Below are 24,469 nucleotides of genomic sequence, written 5' to 3' on the forward strand. Positions count from 1 at the left end.
AGGCTAATCACAATGGATAATAACTCTGATGTCATCTATCGCATGCTGGTACAAAGCGTGAATGATTACGCCATCACTATGCTAAAACCTGACGGTATCATCGGCAGCTGGAATCAGGGTGCTCAGCGCACGATAGGCTATACGCCAGACGAGATGATTGGCTGCAGCTTCGCCCTGTTGTATAGCGAAGAAGATCGCCGCCGGGGCCTGCCGCAGCGTGGACTGGATATGGCTGCCACAGCCGGACACCATGAAAGCGAAGGCTGGCGCTATCGCAAAGATGGCAGTGCTTTCTGGGCGCATGAGACGATCGATCCGATACGCAATGACGCCGGTCTGCTGGTGGGATACGCCTGTATTACCCGCGACTGCACTCAGCAGCAGGAGCAGCAGCGCAAGGAGCGGGAGCAGGAGATGCGCTTCCGCCTGCTGGTGGAGGGCGTTACCGATTATGCCATCTATATGCTCGATCATGACGGCAACGTGGTGAACTGGAATGCCGGGGCACAGCGCGCCAAAGGCTATGTGGCGGAAGAGATTGTCGGCCAGCATTTTTCCCGCTTCTACAGCGCCCAGGATCGCCTGAACCGTGTCCCGGAGCAGAACCTGCAAACCGCTTATCGCACCGGCCGCTTTGAAGATGAGGGCTGGCGCTACCGCAAAGATGGCAGCGCCTTCTGGGCGCATGTGGTGATCGACACGATCCGCGACGATCAGGGTAAGCTGCTGGGCTACGCTAAAATCACCCGCGACTGCACCGAACAGCAGCGCGTCCGCAGTCAGCAACGGGAGCAGGAGCAGCGTTTCCGTCTGCTGGTAGAAGGGGTCACCGATTACGCCATCTATATGCTCGATGTCGATGGCGTGGTGGTGAACTGGAATGCCGGTGCGCAGCGTGCCAAAGGGTACAAAGCGGATGAAGTGGTGGGTCAGCACTTCTCGCTGTTTTACAGTTCCCAGGAGCGGCTGAACCGCATCCCGGAAGCGAATCTCGGTATCGCGCTTAAGACCGGCCGTTTTGAAGATGAGGGCTGGCGCTACCGCAAAGATGGCAGCGCCTTCTGGGCGCATGTGGTCATCGACGCGATCCACGATGATGACGGTAAGCTGGTTGGCTTCGCTAAGATCACCCGCGACCGCACGGAACGCCGTGAGCAGGAGCAGCAGGTGCTGCGCGCCCGGGATCTGGCTGAAGCCCAGAGCACCCAGAAAACCGCGCTCTCTAAATTCCTGGATAATATCATCGCCAACATTCCCTCCTGCGTGATTGTTGAAGATGCGATCACCCGCGAGATCCTGCTGGTTAACGACCGCACTCAGCAGCTGTTTGGCCTGTCGAAATCGCTGATCGTCAACAAGCGCCCGCACGAATGTATGTCGCCCGAACTCAGCGATTACTTTAATAATCTGGCGGATGTTGCGCTGCGCAGTGAGGGCATGCATGAACGTGAGCAGTTGCTGATGACCGCCAGCGGCGAACGCATTCTGCATACCCGCGCCACCGCGATTAACGGTCAGGATGCGCGACGTAACTACCTGATGCTGCTGGTAGAAGATGTCACTGACCAGCGCGCTGCTGATGCCCGTATTCACCATATGGCGCACCACGACAATCTCACCAGCCTGCCGAACCGCATTCTGTTCCGCCAGCGTCTGAGTGAAGCCTTGCGCACTGCCGGTCAGATACAGCGTCAGACTGCCGCGCTCTGCCTTGATCTCGATAATTTTAAAAATGTGAACGATGCGCTGGGCCACCAGATTGGCGACGAGTTGCTGCGCAGTGTGGCTAAGCGTCTGCGTAACGCGCTGCGTGACCAGGATACTCTGGCGCGTATCGGAGGCGATGAGTTCGCCATCGTGCTGCCTTCGGTGGCCAGTAATGAAGAGGCGAGCATTGTGGCGCAGCGCCTGATTGAGGCGATTCGCCCGCCGGTCAACGTTGAAGGCCATAATCTGTCGGTCGGGCTCAGCGTGGGTATTGCGCTCAGCACCATCATTACCAATACGCCGGAGCAGCTGCTGCGCTGTGCGGACATGGCGCTTTATGAAGCCAAACGTAACGGTCGCAACCGCTATGAGCATTTCACGCTGGAGATGGACGATGTGGCGCGCAGTCGACGCCTGATTGAAAACGATCTGCGCGATGCGATTAGCGGCGGGCATCTGCGGCTCTACTATCAGCCCATCACCAACGGCGATAACCGCACCATCATTGGCTATGAGGCGCTGATGCGCTGGCATCATCCGATTCGCGGGCTGATCATGCCCAACGACTTCATCCCGATCGCTGAAGAGACCGGCCTGATTCATATGCTGGGGGCGTTTGCACTCTACGAAGCCTGTCGCGAAGCGGCGAGCTGGGAAGGGGAGCAGTCGGTCTCGGTCAACCTCTCACCGCTGCAGTTTAAAAACAGCTCGCTGGTGCCGGTGGTGGAAGGTGCGCTAAAAGAGTCGGGTCTCGATCCGGCGCGGCTGGAGGTTGAGATCACCGAATCGGTGCTGCTGGATGATTCGCTGGGTAATATCCGTACCCTGCAAAATCTCAAGGCGCTGGGCGTGCAGATTGCGCTGGATGATTTTGGCACCGGCTATTCGTCGCTGAGCTATCTGCGATCTTTCCCGTTCGACAAAATCAAAATCGACAAATCCTTTATCAATGATATGGGTGACAGCCGCGAGGCGCTGGCGATTATCCGCGCCATCACCGGCATGAGTCGCAGTCTGGATATCCAGATTACTGCCGAAGGGGTGGAGAGCGATGAGCAGTTCGCTAAGCTGCGCGATGAGGGCTGTACCCTGTTCCAGGGCTTCCTGTTCGGACGGCCTCAGCCGTCGGAACTGCGGCTGAAAACGCTGGGTTAATCCGCGCCGGGTTAATCCATACCGTGTTAATCATAGAGGCCATGCTGCTGGACCGGCGCATGGCTGAGATTATCGCGAATGCGCCGCACCGACTCGCGCACCACCAGCCTGCCATTCAGCAGCAGGCTGCCGGTGGGCGTGCCGGGATTCAGTCGCATCTCCTGCAACATTCTCACTGCCGCTGCGCCCAGCTCATCACGCGGCACCTGCACCGAGGTCAGCGGAATATCGTGGATAGCGGCCAGGTTAAAGCCATCCATACTCATCACCGAAATATCCTGCGGCACCCGCAGACCGGCCTGCTCCAGCGCAGTGACGGCGCCCGCCGCAATATAATCACCGCTGGCGAGAATCGCGGTCGGGCGCAGCGCATCAGGGCAGTGGCGCAGATATTCACTCAGCCGCTCCGCCGCTTCATTGCTGCTGAAGCTGTTCAGGGTCAGCAGATGCTGGCGGCTGTCAAACCGCAGGTTCATGGCATGCCAGGCGTCGCGCACCCCCTGCAATCGCTGCTCCATGGTGTAGCGGCGTAAGCAATGCAGCGACAGGATCTGCCGGTGTCCCTGCTCAAACAGGTAGCGCGCTGAGAATTCACCAATCAGCTGATGATGGGGCGAGACCGAAGGCAGGCGCATTCGGCGATCGCGGGCGTTAATCAGCACGCAGGGTTTGTTCATCTCCGCCGCCAGCTGATGAATATGCTCATCATCAATGCCGATCAGCAGTGCCGCTTCGGTCTGCTGCATCTTGTCGATAAACAGCGCGGCATCACTTTCCACCTCCTCCAGCGGGCAGTAGCGCAGCCGCACCTCATGCGGCTCCACCGCCTGGCTGATCCCCTGAATCACTTTGTAGTAGAAGATGTCACTGCGTACATCAAAGGCGCGCGGCGGGGCAAAAACCATCAGGTTATTCAGCAGCAGGCGACCACTGTGCAGGTTGTTTAGCACGCCCTGTTGCTGCGCCACGGCCAGCACTTTGTCACGGGTGGCGGGCCGGGTATTAGCTTTACCCGCCAGCACCCGCGACACCGTACTGATGGAGACGCCGCTGAGTGCCGCAATCTCGCTTACTTTCAGCCTTTGTTTCATTCTGTGATCGCCTTCAAATCTGCTGATGAAAAATTTTTCATAACCTGCTGAATCGCGTCAGATAAGCGTTTCAGTGCCATTTTCTGCCGGGATTCAGCCTGCCATGAAAAGCGTTGCAAAAAAGTGTCTGTACCCACGTTTCGCACTTTTCTAAGTTCGTTACAGGACACGCGGTACGCCAGCAGGCGGTGTGCGTCATCAATGGCAATCAGGAGTGGCACAATGAGCCTCGAATCAACAACCAAACCCATCAGTGCATCCCGCACGGTGCGCGTGATTAAAAATTTACGCTGGTGGATGCTGGGAATGTTCCTGCTGGGTGTAACCGTCAACTACATCACCCGCAACTCGCTCGGCATTCTGGCACCGGAACTTAAAAACAGTCTGCACATGACGACCGAACAGTACTCCTGGGTGGTGGCGGCGTTTCAGCTGGCCTATACCCTGTTTCAGCCAATCTGCGGCTGGCTGATCGATGTGATCGGACTGAAGATGGGCTTCCTGATCTGTGCGCTGATCTGGTCGGTGACCTGTCTGCTGCACGCCGGTGCGGGAAGCTGGCTGCATCTGGCATTGCTGCGCTTTGTCATGGGCGCCTCTGAGGCGGCGGCAACGCCCGCTAACGCCAAAGCGATCGGTGACTGGTTTCCGAAAAAGGAGCGTCCGGTCGCGGCGGGCTGGGCGGGCGTCGGCTTTTCGATTGGTGCCATGCTGGCACCACCGATTATTTATGTCGCGCACATAACGTTTGGCTGGCAGGGCGCCTTTCTGCTGACCGGCGGGCTGGGCCTGCTGTGGGTTGCACTCTGGTGGTGGGGCTATCACTCGCCCGAGAGCCATCCTCGTCTCTCTGATGAAGAGCGGGCCTTTATTAATCAGGACAACGAAGCGATCGGGGAAAAACTGCCGTTCTTCACCGCGCTGAAAGTGATTGGTAAAGAGAAGAAATTCTACGGCATCGCCATCCCGGCTTTTCTGGCAGAACCAGCCTGGGCGGTACTGAGCTTCTGGGTACCGCTCTATCTGGCCAATGAGCGCGGCATGGATCTCAAACAGATCGTGATGTTCGCCTGGCTGCCGTTTCTGGCCGCCGACCTCGGCAGCGTCGCCAGCGGCTATCTGACCAAAATCTATGTGCGCTGGTTTGGTCTCACCCGTGTGAATTCGATTGTCGCCAGTTCGGTGACCGGCGCACTGCTGATGGTCTCCCTGGCGCTGATGACGCTGGTAAAAGATCCCTGGCTGGCGATCGCCCTGATCTCCGTCGGTGGCTTCGGCCATCAGGTGATCTCCTGCATGCTGAGCGCGCTGGTGGTGGAGCGTTTTGATCGCCGCCAGATGGCCACGGTCAACGGCATGCGCGGCTCCTGCGCCTGGATCGCCAGCTTTATCTTCTCGCTGATTATCGGCGTCACCGCCGATACCATCGGCTTCAATCCGCTGTTTGTGGCGATGGGCTTCTTTGACCTGATTGGTGCCGTTTTCCTGGTGATGCTGGTCGCCGAACGCCGCCAGCGCCCTGCTAACCCATAAGGATATCGTGATGAAAACCCTGAAGAACTGGACGCTGCATCAGCAGGCCGATCACTTTGTTGAACTCAAGGTCGAAGATCGTCACTTCCTGCGGCTTTACGTGCTGGAGGATAAGCTGATGCGCGTGCTGCTGAAGCGCGACGGTGAGCTGGCGCTGAACCGCACCTGGAGCATTGCGCCTGTCAACGACGTGCCCTGGCAGGGGCGGGATCGTGAGGCGCTGGATGGCTTTACGCTGCCGGCATTTAAGGTTGAACACGATGCGCAGCAGTTGCGCATCAGCACGCAACGGCTGCGTGTCACGGTGCATCAGCCGCTCTGCCTGAGCTGGGAGCAGTTTGATGGTGAGAGCTGGCAGCCGCTGGCCGCCGACCGTCACACCGGTGCCTATCTGCTCAATGCGCACGGTGATGGAGTCGAGCACTATCAGCGTCGCCAGCCGCAGGATCGGGTTTATGGCCTGGGCGAGAAGAGCGGCGACCTGAACCGCGTTAACCGCCGTTTTGAGATGCGTAATCTGGACGCCATGGGCTACAACGCCGCCAGCACCGATCCGCTCTATAAACATATTCCGTTTACCCTGACGCAGCGCGATGGCGTCAGTTTTGGCCTGTTCTATGACAACCTGAGCAGCAGCTGGCTCGATCTGGGGAATGAGCTGGATAACTACCATCTCCCTTATCGCCGTTACCGCGCCGAGGCGGGCGATCTCGATTACTACATGATGCTGGGCCCGACGCTGCTCGACGTCACCAAAGCCTTTGTGCGTCTGACCGGTCGCACCCTGTTTCAGCCGAAGTGGAGCCTGGGCTACAGCGGGTCCACCATGCACTACACCGACGCGCCCGACGCACAACAGCAGCTGCAATCCTTTATCCGTCTGTGTCGCGAGCATGAAATTCCCTGCGACTCGTTCCAGCTCTCATCGGGTTACACCTCGATTAACAACAAGCGCTACGTCTTCAACTGGAACTACGACAAAGTCCCGAATCCCAATGCGCTGAGCGACGCGTTTCATACTGCCGGAATGAAGCTGGCGGCCAACATCAAACCCTGCCTGCTGCAGGATCATCCGCGCTATCAGGAAGTGGCCGCGCAGGGGCTGTTTATTCGTGACTCTGAGCAGGATCGTCCTGAGCGGTCGGTGTTCTGGGACGATGAAGGATCGCACCTCGACTTCACTCATCCGCAGGCGGTGCGCTGGTGGCAGGAGAATGTCACCCGGCAGCTGCTGGAAAAGGGCATCGATTCCACCTGGAATGACAACAACGAATATGAGGTGTGGGATGGCGAAGCGCGCTGTCACGGTTTTGGTCAGCCGATCGCCATCAAGCATATCCGGCCGGTAATGCCGTTGCTGATGATGCGCGCCTCAATGGAAGCCCAGCAGCAGTTTGCACCGGACAAACGCCCTTATCTGATCTCCCGTTCCGGCTGCGCCGGGATGCAGCGCTATGTACAGACCTGGAGCGGCGATAACCGCACCAGCTGGCAAACGCTGCGCTACAACATCCGCATGGGACTGGGGATGAGCCTCTCCGGGCTGTTTAACGTCGGGCACGATGTCGGCGGCTTCTCGGGCGATAAGCCGGATGCCGAGCTGTTTGTGCGCTGGGTTCAGAATGGCGTTATGCACCCGCGCTTTACTATCCACTCCTGGAATGACGATCACACGGTAAACGAGCCCTGGATGTACCCGGAGGTCACGCCGATGATCCGCGAGGCGATCCGGCTGCGCTATCGCCTGATGCCCTACCTCTATAACCTGGCGTGGCAGGCCAGTGTGGAAGATGAGCCGATGCTGCGCCCGACCTTCCTCGATCACGAGCAGGATCCGCTGACCTATCAGGAGTGTGATGACTTTATGCTGGGGCGCGATCTGCTGGTCGCCAGCGTAGTGGAGCAGGGCGCGCGCAGTCGTGAAGTCTATCTGCCCCGTAACCGCGGCGGCTGGTATGACTGGCACAGCGGCAAGGCGTTTGCGGGCGGCGAGACCATCACGCTGGATGCGCCGCTGGATCGGCTGCCGCTGCTGGTAAGGGCCGGTGCGGTGATCCCGCTGGGCGAGTGCGAAAGCACCACCGATGCGCGGCGTGATACGGTGCGGCAATGGCAGCTATGGCCTGCCCCCGAAGGCGTGCAGACTCAAGGCGAAATGTTTGATGACGATGGCGAGAGCCACGGCTGGCAACAGGGGAATGCGATATGGCTTCGCTGGACGCTCTGCAGCAGCGCCACGCGTATCGACCTGACGGTGGAAAAACGTGGAGATTACCAGCCAGCCTGGCGGGAGATCGCGCTGTTACTGCCTGCGGGGGAAAGCCGTGAACTGTGGGTGAATGGCGGGAAAGCCGCGAGTTACCGGCTGGAATAGCGGTGCAGTGGTGTCAGCAAGACGGCAATAAGATCGGCCCCGAAAAGGGGCCGATAAACATTATTCTGCGTGGTTCTCGGTGCTCATGCGGCCCAGATCTTTATCGACCAGGAACAGACCGTTGCCGCTGTTGCTGACCAGCGCCAGTTTATCCAGCACGGTTTTGAACAGTTTCTCTTCTTCATGCTGCTCGGCAACATACCACTGCAGGAAGTTGAAGGTAGAGTAATCCTGTGAGGTCATGGCAGCATGGGCCAGTTCATTGATTTTGCTGGTGATCAGCTGCTCATGCTCCAGCGCCTGCTGCAGAATTTCATTCAGCGAGGTGAAAGAGACTGGCGGCGCTGCGATGGTACCCAGCACCGGCATGCCGCCGGTATCGCTCAGGTAATCAAACAGACGCTGCATATGCTGCATCTCTTCGCGTGAATGCATCTTCAGGAAGGAAGCGGCACCCTCAAAGCCTTTATCGCTGCACCAGGCGCTCATTTGCAGATAAAGATTGGCAGAGAAAAATTCCAGGTTCAGCTGGTCGTTTAAACGCCCAGTCATTTCAGCAGTCAGCATGGCCGAGTCCTTTTAAGAAGATGTTAAATAAACAGGTATAGTCGGTGAATTATGCATCAAATATGTTAGTAAAGCGAAGGCTTTTCCGCAAAAACAGCTAATTTATCTGATTGATTTAAATAGAATTATTTCACAAATTGAATACGAGCGATTCTCATTCTGCATCACTCCTTATCGGGCAACAAAATCAGAATTTCAGCACCATGATAGTGCGCCCGGTCGCTATCCTGCTGGTGCAATCGCCGCTGAAGCTGGAGAAATAGCGGTCATCTGATGACGCGCCGGAAATATCACGTTGCCGTCAGAAAAAGATATTTCGCAGAGCCATAACAGGCATGGCGTGGATTAAACGCCCAGAGGTGACAGCAGGGCCATTAATCATCGCGCGCCAATCGGCTCTGGCATAAATCATGCTTAGAACTCAGTTCCATATATTGAAACTTGCCACGGCAGGGAACAGGCGGCAAGCCAGGTTATCAGGAGAAAATAATGTCAGATGAAAGTGTTATTAGTCCGGTAAAAATGACGGCGACCAAAGGCAGTTATGTCGCGTTAATTTTTGCCATCCTGTTTTTCTCAGGGCTGTTTTATAACGTCGAGGGTCTTTCATGGCTGGGCGCCTTTGACTTCACCACGCTGGGCGGCAGCTTTGGCACCATGAAAGATCCCGCCAGCAACACCTTTCTTGGCGCAGGCGGACTCAGTGCCAAAGCGGGTTTCCTGTTTGCGCTGTCGCTGACGCCCACGGTGATGCTGGCGCTGGGCGTGCTGGAAATCTTCACCCACTACGGCGCGATTCGCGCGGCGCATCGGTTGCTGACGCCGCTGCTTAAGCCGCTGATGGGGCTGCCGGGCCATTGCGGTCTGGCGTTAATCACCGACCTGCAAAGTACCGACGCGGGCGCGGCATTAACCAAAGAGATGGCCGACCAGAAACAGATCGGTAAAAAAGAGGTGGTGGTGATGAGTGCCTGGCAATATTCCGGTGCCGGCTTAATCAATAATTACTTCGCCATCGGCTCCGCGCTATTCGCCTCAATGACGCTGCCGATTATTATTCCGCTGTTATTAATGTTCGTGCTGAAATTTGTCGGTGCGGCGATAACGCGCGCTGTGTTAAACAGTGTTTATAAAAAGGATTTCGCCGATGGAAAATAAAATCACGACCAGCAGTAATCCCTTTGATGTGTTTGTGACCGGCGCGCGTAAAGGCTTTCACATTGCCATTCACAACCTGATGCCAAATGTGGTGATGGCCTATGTGCTGGCAGAAGTGCTCAATCTGCTCGGCATCATGCAGTTTCTCGGGCACGTTTTTGCGCCAGTGATGGGGCTGTTCGGCCTGCCGGGCGAGGCAATTACGGTGCTGCTCACCGCCTGGCTCTCATCGTCGGCGGGTACCGGCGTAGCGGTGAGTCTGCTGACCAAAGGGCTGCTGACCGGCGCGGATATCACGATTCTGGCCCCGGCGATTTTCCTGATGGGATCGCAGCTGCAATATATGGGACGGCTGCTGGGCGTGGCCGATGAGCCAAAAAAATACTGGCCGCTGCTGATGCTGGTGAGCATCATCAACGCGCTGATCGCAATGTCTGTTATGCGTCTGTTTATTCAGGAGTAACGCTGTGTCTGAGGTATTAGAGCATTACCACTATTTGCACGAAATTCCGGAGCTGGGCTTTCAGGAGGTGAAAACCTCGGCCTACATCGCCGATCAGCTGGAGAAAGCGGGCCTGAAGGTGACGCGCAATATCAATAACACCACCGGCATTGTGGCCGAGATCGACAGCGGTGTGCCGGGTCCGGTGCTGGCGCTGCGCGCGGATATGGATGCGCTGGGGCACATCATTGATGGCGTGCCGTGTGCGCGCCACACCTGTGGTCACGACGGTCACTCTTCGGTCGTGCTGACGGCGGCGACGGCTCTGCTGCAGGAGGGCGCGGTGAAACGTGGCCGGCTGAAGATCCTGTTCCAGCCCGCCGAGGAGCTGGGCGCCGGTGCGCTCTCAATGATCGAAGGTGGCGCACTGGATGATGTGGAGATGATTCTGGGGTTCCATCTGCGTCCGCTGGAGGAGTGCGTGGTCGGACAGGCGGTGCCTGCGGTGCTCTACTCAGCCTGCAGCACGCTGGAAGCGACCATCAAAGGCCAGCCCGCCCATGCGGCGCGTCCGCACCTGGGGGTGAATGCGCTGGATGCTGCCGTACAGGCGGTTCAGGCGGTCAACGCCATCCACCTCTCGCCCGGCCTGACCTGGAGCGTCAAAGCGACCCGCTTCCTGTGCGACGCCGGTGTCACCAACTCGGTGCCGGATGAAGCCCGCGTAGTCTGGGATCTGCGTTCGCAGGAGAACGGGCCGATGACGCTGCTGAAAGAGCAGGTCACGCGCGCCATTACTCACAGCGTGGCGGCACTGGGTGCCAGCGCCGAGGTCCGCGTATTAAAAGAGATGCCCGCCGCCGAGATTGATGATGAGGCGACGGCGGTGATCCGCGCCGCGATCGTCGAGGTGCTGGGCGAAGAGGGCGCGCTGTCAACCCGGACCACGCCAGGCAGCGAGGACTTTTTCTACTATCCGGTGAAGCGTCCGGGTGTTAAAGCGGGCTTCTGGGGACTGGGCACCAACCTGACGCCAGGATTGCATCATCCCGACATGCATTTTGATCTCGACTCGCTGGAGATTGGTGTGCAGATCTTCAAAGCCTGCGTCAGAAAGGTGCTGGGATAACGGAGGCGGGGCGGGTGCAGACCCGTCCCGCTTTGTTGTGGCATCCACCGTTCCCCGATTCCCCGCCCCTGAAATCCTGCCCCTCTCCCTGTAGGCCGCACGCGCAAAATATTGTATGCTATGCCGCCTTAAAGCTGACCAGGTAACCGGAATTCACGCCAATGTAACTTCGCGCTGACCCGCCAACGATGTAAAGATCGTTTTTGGCACCGTTTACCCGCCGGTAAGGTTCTGCCGGCCACCGTGATTTATCAGCAGCGCCAGTAAGTTGCGCTGCCTATTGAGAAGAATTCCATGTCTAATCCCTTTTTAGAAGAGGTGGCACGCCGCCGCACCTTCGCGATCATTTCGCACCCGGATGCCGGTAAAACCACCATTACCGAAAAAGTGTTGCTGTTCGGACAGGCTATCCAGACCGCCGGTACGGTAAAAGGCCGTGGCTCTAACCAGCACGCTAAGTCGGACTGGATGGAGATGGAGAAACAGCGTGGTATCTCCATTACCACCTCGGTGATGCAGTTCCCCTATCGCGATAGCCTGGTGAACCTGCTGGATACCCCGGGCCACGAAGATTTCTCGGAAGATACCTACCGTACGCTGACCGCGGTTGACTGCTGTCTGATGGTGATTGATGCCGCTAAAGGCGTTGAGGATCGTACCCGTAAGCTGATGGAAGTTACCCGTCTGCGCGATACGCCGATCCTGACCTTTATGAACAAACTTGACCGTGACATCCGCGACCCGATGGAAGTACTGGATGAGGTGGAAAGCGAGCTGAAAATTGCCTGCGCACCGATCACCTGGCCTATCGGCTGCGGCAAACTGTTCAAAGGGGTTTATCACCTCTACAAAGATGAGACCTATCTCTACCAGACCGGTAAAGGCCACACCATTCAGGATGTCCGCATCGTGAAGGGGCTGAACAACCCGGACCTCGACACCGCAGTCGGTGACGATCTGGCGGCACAGCTGCGTGAAGAGCTGGAGCTGGTACAGGGCGCATCGCACGAGTTTGAGCAGGAAGCCTTCCTGAGCGGCAAACTGTCGCCGGTCTTCTTCGGCACCGCACTGGGTAACTTTGGCGTTGACCATATGCTGGATGGCCTGGTGGCATGGGCACCGCGTCCGATGCCGCGTGACACCGACACCCGCACGGTAGAAGCGAAAGAAGAGAAGTTCACCGGTTTCGTGTTTAAGATCCAGGCCAACATGGACCCGAAACACCGCGACCGCGTGGCCTTTATGCGTGTGGTGTCCGGTAAATATGAAAAAGGGATGAAGCTGCGTCAGGTGCGCACCGGCAAAGATGTGGTGATCTCCGACGCCCTGACCTTTATGGCGGGCGACCGTTCGCACGTTGAAGAAGCGTATCCTGGCGATATCATCGGCCTGCATAACCACGGCACCATTCAGATTGGCGACACCTTTACTCAGGGTGAAAACATGAAGTTCACCGGTATTCCGAACTTCGCGCCAGAGCTGTTCCGCCGTATTCGTCTGCGCGATCCGCTGAAGCAGAAACAGCTGCTGAAAGGGCTGGTTCAGCTGTCGGAAGAGGGTGCGGTACAGGTGTTCCGTCCGGTGCATAACAACGATCTGATCGTGGGCGCGGTCGGGGTGCTGCAGTTCGATGTGGTGGTTGCCCGTCTGAAAAGCGAATATAACGTCGAAGCGATCTACGAAGCGATCAACGTCTCTACGGCGCGCTGGGTTGAATGCAGCGACGCGAAAAAGTTTGAGGACTTCCAGCGTAAAAACGAAGTTAACCTGGCGCTCGATGGCGGCAATAATTTGACTTATATTGCGCCAACCATGGTTAATCTTAATATTACGCAAGAACGTTACCCCGACGTCCGTTTCCGCAAAACGCGCGAGCACTAATCGCCTGTTTCCGGGCCATTCCAGCTGGGAGTGGCCCTGTTTTCCTCCTTCCAGACTCCTCCTAAAAACCCCGTTTTTCTTCTGTTTTGACGTGTGATCAACCAGTTAGCCAGGCAAATTGCAAAATGCCGTCTATGATTACTCTATCGGACGGCGGAAGAGACTTCTCTTGTCCTTACGTCCTGTAACGCAGCGGCACCTGTGCCTCTGTTGCGCCCACAGTTTTTGGGTGAGTTAACTGATAGAAGGAAGATATCGATGAACAAGACTAAGATTGCTAAAACCCTGATGGCCGCCATGATTGGCTCAGCACTGATCAGCGGCAGCGCACTGGCTGACGAATCAATGTCGCAGAAAGCGTCACAGACAGCCGACAGCGCGGGTTCAAAAATCGATAGTTCTATGAAAAAAGTCGATGGTTATATGGATGACAGCGGCATCACCGCCAAAGCCAAAGCGGCACTGGTAGATGATGACGCAATTAAAAGCACGGATATCTCGGTAAAAACGCATAGCGGCGTCGTGACCTTAAGCGGTTTCGTCACCTCACAGGATCAGGCTGAGAAGGCTGTGGCTGTGGTGCAGAAAATCGAAGGTGTTAAATCCGTCAGCGACAAACTACACGTCAGAGACAGCAAAGCATCATCAATGAAAGGTTATGCGGGCGATGCCGCTACGACCAGCGAAATTAAAGCTAAGCTATTAGCGGATGACATTGTTCCGTCGCGCAACGTAAAAGTTGAGACCACCGACGGCGTTGTTCAGCTTTCAGGGCAGGTTGCTAATCAGGCACAGTCAGATCGTGCAGAAAGCATTGCTAAAGCCATTGAAGGCGTGAAAAGCGTTAAGAATGACCTGACGGTTAAATCTTAAGCTTGCGTACGGCCACTTCTGTGGCCGTACGAATAAAAGATACCCATCCGGGGATGAAATAAGCAGATCGATTTTAAAATATTCGATTTTTAAATAGGGTAAGGAGAGGCTTATGTTTCGTTGGGGCATTATTTTTCTGGTGATCGCACTGATCGCTGCAGCGTTAGGTTTTGGCGGTTTAGCGGGCACAGCAGCATGGGCAGCTAAAGTTGTCTTCGTCGTTGGTATTATCCTGTTCCTCATCAGCCTGTTTACCGGCCGTAAAAAGCTTTAGCCGATGAGTCCTGCAGTGTAATGCAACGCAAAGCATAGAGCGGAGACCAGTCATCTGTAGCGACTGACGTGAAGAGAGGGACACCTTCACATCGCTGCAAGGTAAGCCAGCCCAGCTGGCCTGCCGGTTAAAGGAACATATGACTGGTTCTCCGGAATGCTGCCGTCTTTAACGGATCGATCCTCCAGCAGACCCGGAACCCCTTTTTGAGGTTCGTACAGTGGGTATACGCATTCCTGTCACGCTCGGCGCCATTGAACCTCTGGCCCTGACTCCGTTTAAATCTCAGAAAATTGCCCTGGTTTGTGAAGGCGGCGGTCAACGCGGCATTTTCACCGCAGGCGTATTAGATGAATTCCAGCGTGCCCGATTCAACCCCTTTCAGCTGATTCTCGGCACCTCTGCCGGTGCACAAAATCTTTCTGCCTTTGTCTGTGGTCAGCCCGGCTATGCCCGACGTGTGATTACCCGCTATACCACCAGTAAACTCTTTTTTGATCCGCTGCGCTTTGTGCGTGGTGGCAATCTGATCGATCTCGACTGGCTGATAGATATCACCCGCAGTGAATTTCCGCTGGCGATGAGCAGCGCGGAACAGCTGTTCTCCAGCGGCCGCGAGTTTTATATGTGCGCCTGCCGCAGTGACGACTACACGCCTGGCTACTTCAACCCGACCGCCGATAACTGGCTGGATCTGATCAAAGCCTCCAGTGCCATTCCCGGTTTTTACCGGCTGGGGGTCAGTCTGGAAGGGATCAGCTATCTCGATGGCGGCATCAGCGATGCGATTCCGGTGCGTGAAGCCGCGCGCCGTGGCGCTGATACCATTGTGGTGATCCGCACCGTGCCGTCGCAGATGTTCTATACCCCGAAATGGTTTAAGCGGATGGAACGCTGGCTCAGCACCGGCGCACTGCAGCCGATGATCAACGTGCTGAATAAGCATGAACAGAGCTATCGGGAAATTCAGCAGTTCATTGAGAATCCTCCCGATGATTTGCGCATTATCGAAATCTTTCCGCCGCATGCGCTGGCCAGCAGTGCGCTGGGGAGCCGCATCGCTTCACTGAATCAGGATTATCATCTGGGACGGCGTTGTGGTCGCTATTTTCTTGCCACGCTGGGCCAGTGGCTGAGCGATGCGGAACCGATGACCACGGCGCGTATCCTAACGCCGCCTGCACCGGTAGCCAATGCACCCGATACCCGCCTCATCATCACACCGCCGCTGGCGGATAATGATGCTGATTACGATAAAGGATCGCTGGCATGAAGTTTATCGATACGCACTGCCACTTCGATTTTCCGCCGTTTGAAGGGGATATCTCTGGCAGCCTGGCACGTGCTGCAGAAGCTGGCGTGGAAAAGATTATCGTTCCGGCGATCGATGCCAGCCGCTTTGAGCGGGTCTGCGCGTTAGCCGCGGCGCAACAGGCGCTCTATGCCGCGCTGGGCCTGCATCCGATCGTTATCGAAAATCATCAGGAGGCCCATCTCGACCAGCTGGAAACCTTACTGCAACAGCGGCCGCGTAAGCTGGTGGCGATCGGCGAGATCGGGCTGGATCTCTATCGCGACGATCCGCAGTTTGATAAGCAGCAACGCTTTCTTGAGGCGCAGCTTAAGCTGGCGAAAGCGTATCAGCTGCCGGTGATCCTGCATTCGCGCCGCACTCATGACAAGCTGGCGCAGATTCTGCGTCGTTACGATCTGCCGCGCCGTGGCGTGGTGCATGGTTTTGCGGGCAGCCTGCAGCAGGCGCAGGCCTTTATTAAGCTGGGTTATGCGATTGGCATCGGCGGGACCATTACCTATGAACGCGCCAGCAAAACCCGTCAGACCGTGGCGCAGCTGCCGCTCTCTTCGCTGCTGCTGGAAACCGATGCACCCGATATGCCGCTGCAGGGCTTTCAGGGCCAGCCTAATCGTCCGGAGCGGGCGCGTCAGGTGTGGGAGGTGCTCTGCAGCCTGCGTGAAGAGTCACCTGAGGAGATTGCCGATGCGCTGTGGCACAACAGTCAGCAGCTATTTCAGCTCGATCCCGCTTTCCCGGCGCTGCGCAACTGATCGCCCGCGTCTCACCCGACCTGCAGCCTTCGCGCTTAAATGTGATAATAGTAACATTGCACCCGCTGGCGTATAATAACCACCAAGCCCTGTTATCTGTAATGTTAGTCACAGTAAACGTGGCAATGTTGCACTAATTTCTTATTCCTATGTGACTCCTGGCACATATCAGGCCGCACCAGAGTGTTATTATTATAACATTCCGCCGGCGAGCCGGTGGGTTGCACCCCGATCCTTTGGAGAGCCTCATGACCGATATCAAAGACCTTGCCCTGCGCGCCCTGAAACTGATGGATTTAACCACCCTGAATGACGACGACACCGACGCAAAAGTGATCGCCCTGTGTCATCAGGCCAAATCCCCGGCAGGCAACACCGCCGCAATCTGTATCTATCCGCGTTTTATTCCGATTGCCCGTAAAACGCTGCGCGAGCAGGGCACCCCGGAGATCCGCATCGCCACGGTGACTAACTTCCCGCACGGCAATGACGACATTGATATTGCGCTGGCAGAAACCCGCGCCGCTATCGCCTACGGTGCCGATGAAGTGGATGTGGTGTTCCCGTATCGTGCGCTGATCGCCGGTAACAGTCAGGTCGGTTTCGATCTGGTGAAAGCCTGTAAAACCGCCTGTGCCGAAGCCGATGTGCTGCTGAAAGTGATCATCGAAACCGGTGAACTGAAGCAGGAAGCGCTGATCCGTCAGGCCTCTGAGATTGCCATTGATGCCGGTGCCGATTTCATTAAAACCTCTACCGGTAAAGTGCCGGTTAACGCCACGCCTGAAGTGGCGCAGATCATGATGAACGTGATCCGCGATAAAGGCGTCAGCCAGCAGGTTGGCTTTAAGCCCGCTGGTGGCGTGCGCACCGCTGAAGATGCCGCGATCTATCTGAAAATGGCGGAAGAGACGCTGGGTGCCGACTGGGCCGATGCGCGTCATTTCCGCTTTGGTGCATCAAGCCTGCTGGCGAGCCTGCTCAACACCCTGGGTCATGACAGCGACACCAGCAAAGCGGGTTACTGATCCTTCAGGCGGTCGCTGACCGCCTGTTCTCCATCCTGATTTCCCTGAACCAGGGGGTTACCTTGTTCCTGCCACAAGAAATAATTCGCAAAAAACGTGACGGCCATGCGCTGACTGAAGAGGAAATTCGCTTCTTCATCAATGGCGTGCGTGATAACACCGTTTCGGAAGGTCAGATTGCCGCGCTGGCGATGACCATCTATTTCCACGACATGACGCTGCCTGAGCGGGTCGCGCTGACCATGGCGATGCGTGATTCCGGTACGGTACTGAACTGGAAATCACTTAATCTCAATGGCCCGGTGGTGGATAAGCATTCGACCGGCGGCGTCGGCGATGTGACGTCGCTGATGTTAGGGCCGATGGTCGCGGCCTGCGGCGGATATGTTCCGATGATCTCGGGTCGTGGCCTTGGCCATACCGGCGGCACGCTGGATAAACTGGAAGCGATCCCGGGCTTCGATATCTTCCCGAGCGATGACCGCTTCCGCGAGATCATTAAGCAGGTCGGTGTGGCGATTATCGGCCAGACCAGCTCGCTGGCACCGGCGGATAAGCGTTTCTACGCCACGCGTGACATCACCGCCACCGTCGATTCGATCCCGCTGATTACCGCCTCGATTCTGGCGAAGAAGCTGGCAGAAGGGCTGGATGCACTGGTGATGGATGTCAAAGTGGGTTCCGGCGCGTTTATGCCAACCTATGAAGCGTCAGAAAGTCTGGCGCAGTCGATTGTTGGCGTCGCCAATGGCGCAGGTTGCCAGACCACCGCACTGCTGACGGATATGAACCAGGTTCTCGCCTCCTCAGCCGGTAACGCGCTGGAAGTGCGTGAAGCGGTTCGCTTCCTGACCGGCGAAGAGCGGAATCCGCGCCTGCTGGAAGTGACGCTGGCGCTCTGCAGCGAAATGCTGGTCTCCGGCAAACTGGCCGCCAGCGACACCGAAGCGCGTCAGAAACTGATGACGGTGCTGGATAACGGCAAAGCAGCCGAGATATTTGGTCGTATGGTCGCTGCCCAGCAGGGACCTGCCGATTTAGTGGAACGCTACGACGCTTATCTGCCCGCGCCAATGCTGAGCAAGCCGGTGTATGCCGACCAGCCAGGCATCGTCAGCAGCATGGATACCCGTGCGCTGGGTCTGGCGGTGGTGGCAATGGGTGGCGGACGTCAGCGTGCCAGCGACAGTATTGATTACAGCGTCGGCTTAAGCGACATGATCACCCTGGGCGAGCGTGCCGATGCGCAGCGTCCACTGGCGATCATTCACGCCAGCAGCGAAGACAAATGGCAGCAGGCCGCCGCCGCGGTCAAAGCCGCGCTGGTGCTCGGTAATTCCGTCCCGGCTGAGACGCCGGTTGTCTATCGCCGTGTGAGCGATATCAGCTAACTGACCGGTAACCGGTGCCAGCTGCGATGCATTCGGGTATACTGATCTGATCGCTTTTTTTTGACTTGTCACGCGCCAATGCGCAGGAGACTTGCATGAAACGTGCTTTTATTATGGTTCTCGATTCCTTTGGAATTGGCTCCAGTAAAGATGCCGATAAATTCGGCGACGCAGGTTCGGATACTTTAGGTCACATCGCCGAAGCCTGTTTCAGGGGTGAAGCAGACAAGGGACGTAAAGGCCCATTGCATCTGCCTAATCTTACCGCGCTGGGTCTGGGCAAAGCCGCAGAGCTGTCGACCGGCCGCTTCCCGGCAGGTCTGGATCCTGAGGCGAAAATCACCGGCGCGTACGCTTACGCCAGCGAGCTTTCGTCAGGTAAAGATACGCCGTCAGGCCACTGGGAGATCGCCGGTGTGCCGGTGCTGTTTGACTGGGGCTACTTCAGCGACAAAGAGAACAGCTTCCCACAGGAGTTGCTGGACAAACTGGTTGAGCGCGCAGATCTGCCGGGCTATCTCGGGAACTGCCACTCTTCAGGTACGGTGATCCTCGACCAGCTGGGCGAAGAGCACATGAAAACCGGCAAGCCGATTTTCTATACCTCTGCGGACTCGGTGTTCCAGATCGCCTGTCACGAAGAGACTTTTGGTCTGGATCGTCTCTATGCGCTGTGCGAAATCGCCCGTGAAGAGCTGACCGAAGGTGGCTACAACATCGGTCGGGTTATCGCCCGTCCGTTTGTGGGCGACAAAGCGGGTCAGTTCGAGCGCACCGGCAATCGTCACGACCTGGCAGTCGAGCCACCATCCGCCACCATGCTGAAAAAGCTGGTGGATGAGAAGGGCGGTCACGTGATCTCCGTGGGTAAAATCGCCGATATCTATGCTGAGCAGGGCATTACCAAAAAGGTCAAAGCGACCGGTCTGGATGCGCTGTTTGACGCGACGATTCAGGAGATGAAAACCGCGCCGGATCAGGCGATTGTTTTCACTAACTTCGTTGATTTCGACTCAACCTGGGGACATCGTCGTGATGTTGCCGGTTATGCGGGCGGGCTGGAGCTGTTTGACCGTCGTCTGCCTGAGCTGATGGAATTAGTCGGAGAAGATGACATTCTGATCCTGACCGCTGACCACGGCTGTGACCCGACGTGGGAAGGCACTGAACACACGCGTGAGCACATTCCGATTCTTATCTACGGACCGAAAGTCGAGCCGGGTTCACTCGGTTACCGCGAAACTTTCGCCGATATTGGTCAGACAATTGCACACTATTTTGGCCTGTCCGAGATGGACTATGGCAAGAACATGCTGTAAATCAGCAATTTAATAAGGATTAAACAATGGCAACCCCTCATATTAATGCTGAAATGGGCGATTTCGCAGACGTCGTGCTGATGCCTGGCGATCCGCTGCGTGCAAAGCACATTGCTGAAACCTTCCTGGAAAATCCGGTAGAAGTGAACAACGTGCGCGGGATGCTGGGCTACACCGGCACCTATAAGGGCCGCAAAGTCTCTGTAATGGGCCACGGAATGGGTATTCCTTCCTGCTCCATCTACACCAAAGAGCTGATCACCGACTTCGGCGTGAAAAAGATCATCCGTGTGGGCTCCTGTGGTGCCGTGCGTGCCGATGTAAAACTGCGTGACATCGTGATTGGTATGGGTGCCTGCACCGATTCCAAAGTGAACCGTATGCGTTTCAAAGATCACGATTTTGCTGCGATTGCTGACTTCGACATGGTGCGTAACGCGGTTGATGCGGCGAAAAACCTGGGTGTTGAAGCGCGCGTGGGTAACATCTTCTCTGCCGATCTCTTCTACACCCCGGATCCGCAGATGTTCGACGTGATGGAAAAATATGGCATCCTCGGCGTTGAGATGGAAGCTGCAGGTATCTACGGTGTGGCCGCAGAGTTCGGTGCTAAAGCGCTGACCATCTGCACCGTATCAGACCACATCCGTACGCACGAGCAGACCACCGCTGCTGAGCGTCAGACCACCTTCAACGACATGATCAAGATTGCGCTGGAGTCTGTTCTGCTGGGTGATTAATCAGCGTGGCAGGCATTGACGCCTGCTGCCCGATCCCCTTGCGCAGATCCCCCTTAACCGGGGGATCTGCATTTTCCCGCCTCGCCGTCCCGGTAACATTCACATCAAATGACACACTTTTGGTCAGGCTTGTGCATCTTCGCGCTGGCACGCCCGCGACCGCGCTTTATCATGGTGCGCAATAACAGATAATAATTAATCGCCTGATAATGCCCCCTGATGAACTTTCGTAACTTCCAAGCTGAAGAGAAGCTGTTTGCCCGCCGCGCTGCAATAGCCTTTGCTCTGGTCTGTCTCTGTTTCACCATTCTTGGCGTAAACCTTTTTCGCTTACAGGTGCGTGATCATGGCTATTACCAGACGCGCTCTAACCAGAACGACATCAAAATGATCCCCATCGCCCCGACGCGCGGGCTGATTTATGACCGCAACGGCATTCCGCTGGTGCGAAACGTCAGCTGGTACGCCATTACGCTGACGCCTTACAAAATCAGCGACATGGACGCCACGCTGCGGGCACTCACGCCGATCGTTAATCTGACGCCGGACGAAATCGACACCTTCCGCCATGCGCTGAAGCAGACCAGCCGTTACAAGCCGGTGGTGCTGAAAGAGGAGCTGACTGAAGAGCAGGTCGCCCGCTTTGCGGTCAATCAGTTTCACTTCACCGGCGCCAGCATTGAGACCTACCAGGATCGTGAATATCCCTATGGCGCGGATCTGGCGCATGTGATCGGCTATGTGTCGAAAATCAACGATAACGACTATAAACGGCTAAATGCGGAAGGCATCGCCGAAAACTATGCGGCTGACCATAACATTGGTAAGCAGGGGATTGAGGGTTATTACGAAGCGCTGCTGCACGGTAAGCCGGGTTATCAGGAAGTGGAAGTGGATAATCATGGCCGCATTGTGCGGGTGCTGAAAGAGGTACCGCCGGTCGCGGGTAAAAACCTGACGCTGACGCTGGATCTGCACCTGCAACAGTATGTGGAAAGCCTGCTGGCGGGGCAGCGTGCGGCGCTGCTGATTGAAGATCCGCACGACGGCTCCGTGCTGGCGATGGTCTCCAGCCCCAGCTACGATCCCAATCCGTTTGTGAAAGGCATCAGCTATCAGGCCTATAAAAAGCTGCTACAGGATAAAGACCTGCCGCTGATTAACCGCGTCACGCAGGGACTCTATCCGCCCGCCTCCACGGTGAAGCCTTACATGGCGATGTCGGCGCTGCTGACTCATGTGATTACGCCGCAGTCGCAATTCTTTGGCGCACCCACCTGGACGCTGCCAGGCACGGACCGGCGCTATCGCGACTGGAAAAAAACCGGGCACGGCATGCTGGATGTGACGCGGGCAATCGAAGAGTCCGCCGATACCTTTTTCTACCAGGTGGCGTTCATGATGGGCATTGATCGCATTCACACCATGCTCAGCCAGTTTGGCTATGGTAAATCGACCGGTATCGATCTGAATGAGGAGTACAGCGGTTTACTGCCGAGCCGTGAGTGGAAGCAGAAGGTGCATAAAAAGGCCTGGTATCAGGGTGATACAGTGTCGGTTGGCATTGGGCAGGGTTACTGGATTGCAACACCCATTCAGATGGTGAAAGCGATGGTGGCGCTGATTAATAACGGTCGGGTCATTGCCCCCCATCTGCTGGAGAAAACCCAGCGCGGCACGCTGGTGGAGAACTATCATCCGCAGCAGCATGAAGCGCAGATTGGCGATCCTCATTCACCTTACTGGTCGCTGGTACGCCACGCGATGTTTGGCATGGCTAACGCACCCAACGGCACCGGTTATAAATATTTCCACACGGCACCCTATGGCATCGCTGCGAAAAGCGGGACGTCGCAGGTGTTCAGCCTGCGCCAGAACCAGACCTATAACGCGAAGATGATACCGGTACGGTTGCGTGACCATATCTTCTATACCGCCTTTGCGCCGTTTAATGACCCGAAAGTGGCGGTAGCGTTAATCCTGGAGAATGGTGGCAACGAAGGGATTACTGCGGCACCCGTAATGCGGGCGATTCTGGATCATATCTTTATCCCGCCGGTGCCAGAAGCGCCGGTTCAGGCAACACCTTAAAAGGGGGCGGTTGCCCCCGCAGAGCGTCAGACTTTAAGCGTTTTGGTCACCTGGCCGATGGCGCGTACTACATCCGTTGCGCCTTCACGGATTTCCGCAATCACGCCGCCCGCCTCCTGGGCCAGCTGTACGCCCTGATCGGCGCGCTTCAGGTTGGATTCAATCCCTTTCAGTGCCCGGCTCGCCAGCTGATGGTTTTGCTGTATCCGATTTTCGATGTCGGTGGTGGCGCGATTGATGTTTGCTGCCAGCGTGCGGACTTCATTAGCCACTACCGCAAAGCTGCGGCCATGGGTTCCGGCCCGTGCCGCTTCAATAGCGGCATTCAACGCCAGCAGGTTAGTCTGATCGGCTATCCGGCGGATGCCTTCTACAATCGCGCCGATACGCTCTGAGGATTCACTCAGTCCGGTAATATCACCGGAGATCCCCTGCAGTTCACCCGCCATGGCGTTCATGGTCTGCACGCTGCTGGCGATAACATCGGCACCCAGCTTTGTGCTTTCATCCGTTTGCAGCGCGGTGTGATAAGCCCGCTGTGCCGCATCATGTTCCTGCTGATTCTTTTCCACCTGCGCGGTCACATCGGTGGCGAATTTCACGATTTTGTAGAGCCTGCCCTGTTCGTCAAACACCGGGTTATAGGTGGCGCGCAGCCAGATAGTCTCACCCCGTTTATTGACCCGTGGAAACTGACCTGAGACAAATTCGCCGCGGTTCAGCTGCTGCCAGAACTCGCTATATTCGCGGCTGTCGCGCAGCGCCTGCGAGCAGAAGCGGCGGTGGTGAACACCTTCTACCTCCTCACGACGATAACCCATGGTTTTCAGGAAGTTGTCATTGGCTTTCAGCACTTCACCTTTGAGGTTAAAAGCGATTACCGCCATCGACCGTTCTATGGCGGTGGTGATGGCGCGCTGCTCCTGCGCATCGTTGATATGATCGGTGATGTCGGTTGCCAGTTTGACGATTTTAATCACCCGGCCATGGCGGTTCTGCACCGGCACATAGTTGGCTTCGAGCCATACCGGTCGGCCGTTTTTCGCCACGCGCAGAAACTTATCGCTGAAGCTTTCGCCCCGGTTCAGTCGCAGCCAGAAATCCTGGTAGTCCCGCGACTCAAGCTGCTCTGCGGTACAAAACAGGCTGTGGTGCTGGTCTTCGATCTCCGCCAGTGTGTAGCCCATGCGCGCCAGAAACAGCGCATTCGCGCTGAGAATGGAGCCATCGGGGGAGAATTCAATCATGGCGATGGAGCCGTTGAGAGAGCTCAGCGTTGCCGCTGAGTGTGAACGCTTCTGCCAGCTGTGACGGGAAGCGATACCTGATGTAATGGTGGAAAACATGGCGATCCTTATTATTAGTGTTGGTCTCGCATGCTATATCGGCAATTTCGCGTCACAATGCAGACTCTGCCTGCCTTCTGACTAAAATATATCCGGCCAACAGAGAGGTTTATGGCGGCAGGTCAGACCCACTCTTTGGGTTGATGGAAAAGCGGTCAGTCGATTTGATTTTGGTGAAAAGCGTTTGACGCTGCCGGGCCGCTTTGGTTTAATGCGCCCCGTTGCCCGAATAGCTCAGTCGGTAGAGCAGGGGATTGAAAATCCCCGTGTCCCTGGTTCGATTCCGGGTTCGGGCACCATCTT

General features: G+C 56.5%; 20 protein-coding genes and 1 tRNA gene. 17 read left to right on the top strand and 4 right to left on the bottom strand.

All coding sequences use genetic code 11. The features are described from left to right. Positions 1-12: 12 nt before the first annotated feature. Positions 13-2,862, top strand: a complete 2,850-nt coding sequence (locus AFL22_RS11580) for a bifunctional diguanylate cyclase/phosphodiesterase (protein ID WP_052271480.1) — start codon at positions 13-15, stop codon at positions 2,860-2,862. 26 nt (positions 2,863-2,888) lie between these two features. Here AFL22_RS11580 and AFL22_RS11585 read toward each other — a convergent pair whose 3' ends face one another. Next, a complete protein-coding gene (locus tag AFL22_RS11585; RefSeq protein WP_010248992.1) occupies positions 2,889-3,953 on the bottom strand; it encodes a LacI family DNA-binding transcriptional regulator in 1,065 nt (354 codons plus the stop codon). Then, a complete protein-coding gene (locus tag AFL22_RS11590) occupies positions 3,950-4,204 on the bottom strand; it encodes a hypothetical protein (RefSeq protein ID WP_010671102.1) in 255 nt (84 codons plus the stop codon). The genes AFL22_RS11585 and AFL22_RS11590 overlap by 4 nt, the downstream gene beginning before the upstream one ends. Between AFL22_RS11590 and AFL22_RS11595 the strand changes: the two genes are divergently transcribed. Together AFL22_RS11595 and AFL22_RS11600 are read left to right on the top strand one after the other, a co-directional pair. Further along, positions 4,176-5,486 carry an MFS transporter gene (locus AFL22_RS11595; protein ID WP_010248988.1) on the top strand — a complete coding sequence of 437 codons (1,311 nt, stop codon included), beginning with the start codon at positions 4,176-4,178 and terminating at the stop codon, positions 5,484-5,486. The genes AFL22_RS11590 and AFL22_RS11595 overlap by 29 nt on opposite strands. 10 nt (positions 5,487-5,496) lie before the next feature. Further along, on the top strand, positions 5,497-7,860 hold the full coding sequence (locus AFL22_RS11600; protein ID WP_052271481.1) for a glycoside hydrolase family 31 protein: 2,364 nt from the start codon (positions 5,497-5,499) through the stop codon (positions 7,858-7,860). A 60-nt stretch (positions 7,861-7,920) separates the two neighbouring features. Here the strand turns inward: AFL22_RS11600 and ftnA are convergent, their stop codons facing one another. Further along, positions 7,921-8,427 carry a non-heme ferritin gene (gene ftnA, locus AFL22_RS11605; protein ID WP_010248984.1) on the bottom strand — a complete coding sequence of 169 codons (507 nt, stop codon included), beginning with the start codon at positions 8,425-8,427 and terminating at the stop codon, positions 7,921-7,923. Between the two features lie 489 nt (positions 8,428-8,916). Here ftnA and AFL22_RS11610 point away from each other — a divergent pair, with 489 nt between their 5' ends. The 13 genes from AFL22_RS11610 to mrdA all read left to right on the top strand — a co-directional run bounded on the left by AFL22_RS11610 (position 8,917) and on the right by mrdA (position 22,820). Beyond that, positions 8,917-9,585 (top strand): nucleoside recognition domain-containing protein, encoded by a 669-nt coding sequence (locus AFL22_RS11610; RefSeq protein WP_033772583.1) that lies wholly within the window; start codon positions 8,917-8,919, stop codon positions 9,583-9,585. Beyond that, positions 9,575-10,048 carry a YjiG family protein gene (locus AFL22_RS11615; protein ID WP_052271482.1) on the top strand — a complete coding sequence of 158 codons (474 nt, stop codon included), beginning with the start codon at positions 9,575-9,577 and terminating at the stop codon, positions 10,046-10,048. Before AFL22_RS11610 ends, AFL22_RS11615 begins: the two co-directional genes overlap by 11 nt. 4 nt (positions 10,049-10,052) lie before the next feature. After that, positions 10,053-11,156, top strand: a complete 1,104-nt coding sequence (locus AFL22_RS11620) for a M20 peptidase aminoacylase family protein (RefSeq protein WP_010248978.1) — start codon at positions 10,053-10,055, stop codon at positions 11,154-11,156. A 294-nt stretch (positions 11,157-11,450) separates the two neighbouring features. Beyond that, entirely contained in the window at positions 11,451-13,037 is a 1,587-nt protein-coding gene (gene prfC / locus AFL22_RS11625) for a peptide chain release factor 3 (RefSeq protein ID WP_010671098.1), read from the top strand. Between the two features lie 258 nt (positions 13,038-13,295). Then, complete coding sequence (osmY, locus tag AFL22_RS11630; protein WP_033772579.1) at positions 13,296-13,910, top strand: molecular chaperone OsmY; 615 nt, start codon at positions 13,296-13,298, stop codon at positions 13,908-13,910. Between the two features lie 112 nt (positions 13,911-14,022). Next, the gene (locus AFL22_RS23435; protein WP_003848537.1) at positions 14,023-14,184 is read left to right on the top strand and encodes a DUF1328 domain-containing protein; all 162 of its coding nucleotides are present in this window, start codon (positions 14,023-14,025) and stop codon (positions 14,182-14,184) included. Positions 14,185-14,404: 220 nt separating this feature from the next. Then, complete coding sequence (locus AFL22_RS11635; protein WP_052271483.1) at positions 14,405-15,457, top strand: patatin family protein; 1,053 nt, start codon at positions 14,405-14,407, stop codon at positions 15,455-15,457. Then, positions 15,454-16,251, top strand: coding sequence for a TatD family hydrolase (locus AFL22_RS11640; RefSeq protein WP_052271484.1), 798 nt, complete (start codon positions 15,454-15,456; stop codon positions 16,249-16,251). Before AFL22_RS11635 ends, AFL22_RS11640 begins: the two co-directional genes overlap by 4 nt. Before the next feature lie 248 nt (positions 16,252-16,499). Then, positions 16,500-17,279, top strand: coding sequence for a deoxyribose-phosphate aldolase (gene deoC / locus AFL22_RS11645; RefSeq protein ID WP_010248957.1), 780 nt, complete (start codon positions 16,500-16,502; stop codon positions 17,277-17,279). A 62-nt stretch (positions 17,280-17,341) separates the two neighbouring features. Then, positions 17,342-18,670 carry a thymidine phosphorylase gene (gene deoA, locus AFL22_RS11650; protein WP_052271485.1) on the top strand — a complete coding sequence of 443 codons (1,329 nt, stop codon included), beginning with the start codon at positions 17,342-17,344 and terminating at the stop codon, positions 18,668-18,670. A 95-nt stretch (positions 18,671-18,765) separates the two neighbouring features. Then, on the top strand, positions 18,766-19,989 hold the full coding sequence (deoB, locus tag AFL22_RS11655; protein ID WP_010671093.1) for a phosphopentomutase: 1,224 nt from the start codon (positions 18,766-18,768) through the stop codon (positions 19,987-19,989). Positions 19,990-20,015: 26 nt separating this feature from the next. After that, entirely contained in the window at positions 20,016-20,729 is a 714-nt protein-coding gene (gene deoD, locus AFL22_RS11660) for a purine-nucleoside phosphorylase (RefSeq protein ID WP_010248951.1), read from the top strand. Positions 20,730-20,948: 219 nt separating this feature from the next. Further along, a complete protein-coding gene (mrdA, locus tag AFL22_RS11665) occupies positions 20,949-22,820 on the top strand; it encodes a penicillin-binding protein 2 (RefSeq protein WP_010248949.1) in 1,872 nt (623 codons plus the stop codon). Positions 22,821-22,846: 26 nt separating this feature from the next. On the opposite strand, the gene AFL22_RS11670 is transcribed toward mrdA, so the two are convergent. Next, positions 22,847-24,166, bottom strand: a complete 1,320-nt coding sequence (locus AFL22_RS11670) for a PAS domain-containing methyl-accepting chemotaxis protein (RefSeq protein WP_052271486.1) — start codon at positions 24,164-24,166, stop codon at positions 22,847-22,849. A 223-nt stretch (positions 24,167-24,389) separates the two neighbouring features. On the opposite strand from AFL22_RS11670, the gene AFL22_RS11675 reads away from it, so the two are divergent. Continuing rightward, positions 24,390-24,465, top strand: a tRNA-Phe gene (locus AFL22_RS11675). Positions 24,466-24,469 lie beyond the last annotated feature (4 nt).

Source organism: Pantoea sp. CFSAN033090 (assembly GCF_001264395.1).
Classification (GTDB): Bacteria; Pseudomonadota; Gammaproteobacteria; order Enterobacterales; family Enterobacteriaceae; genus Pantoea; species Pantoea agglomerans.

Bases quoted from the DNA above. Each gene is read 5' to 3' on its own strand.
- AFL22_RS11580 (WP_052271480.1), top strand. From the start codon at position 13: ATGGATAATAACTCTGATGTCATCTATCGCATGCTGGTACAAAGCGTG.
- AFL22_RS11585 (WP_010248992.1), bottom strand. From the start codon at position 3,953: ATGAAACAAAGGCTGAAAGTAAGCGAGATTGCGGCACTCAGCGGCGTC.
- AFL22_RS11595 (WP_010248988.1), top strand. From the start codon at position 4,176: ATGAGCCTCGAATCAACAACCAAACCCATCAGTGCATCCCGCACGGTG.
- AFL22_RS11590 (WP_010671102.1), bottom strand. From the start codon at position 4,204: ATGGGTTTGGTTGTTGATTCGAGGCTCATTGTGCCACTCCTGATTGCC.
- AFL22_RS11600 (WP_052271481.1), top strand. From the start codon at position 5,497: ATGAAAACCCTGAAGAACTGGACGCTGCATCAGCAGGCCGATCACTTT.
- ftnA (WP_010248984.1), bottom strand. From the start codon at position 8,427: ATGCTGACTGCTGAAATGACTGGGCGTTTAAACGACCAGCTGAACCTG.
- AFL22_RS11610 (WP_033772583.1), top strand. From the start codon at position 8,917: ATGTCAGATGAAAGTGTTATTAGTCCGGTAAAAATGACGGCGACCAAA.
- AFL22_RS11615 (WP_052271482.1), top strand. From the start codon at position 9,575: ATGGAAAATAAAATCACGACCAGCAGTAATCCCTTTGATGTGTTTGTG.
- prfC (WP_010671098.1), top strand. From the start codon at position 11,451: ATGTCTAATCCCTTTTTAGAAGAGGTGGCACGCCGCCGCACCTTCGCG.
- osmY (WP_033772579.1), top strand. From the start codon at position 13,296: ATGAACAAGACTAAGATTGCTAAAACCCTGATGGCCGCCATGATTGGC.
- AFL22_RS23435 (WP_003848537.1), top strand. From the start codon at position 14,023: ATGTTTCGTTGGGGCATTATTTTTCTGGTGATCGCACTGATCGCTGCA.
- AFL22_RS11640 (WP_052271484.1), top strand. From the start codon at position 15,454: ATGAAGTTTATCGATACGCACTGCCACTTCGATTTTCCGCCGTTTGAA.
- deoC (WP_010248957.1), top strand. From the start codon at position 16,500: ATGACCGATATCAAAGACCTTGCCCTGCGCGCCCTGAAACTGATGGAT.
- deoB (WP_010671093.1), top strand. From the start codon at position 18,766: ATGAAACGTGCTTTTATTATGGTTCTCGATTCCTTTGGAATTGGCTCC.
- deoD (WP_010248951.1), top strand. From the start codon at position 20,016: ATGGCAACCCCTCATATTAATGCTGAAATGGGCGATTTCGCAGACGTC.
- mrdA (WP_010248949.1), top strand. From the start codon at position 20,949: ATGAACTTTCGTAACTTCCAAGCTGAAGAGAAGCTGTTTGCCCGCCGC.
- AFL22_RS11670 (WP_052271486.1), bottom strand. From the start codon at position 24,166: ATGTTTTCCACCATTACATCAGGTATCGCTTCCCGTCACAGCTGGCAG.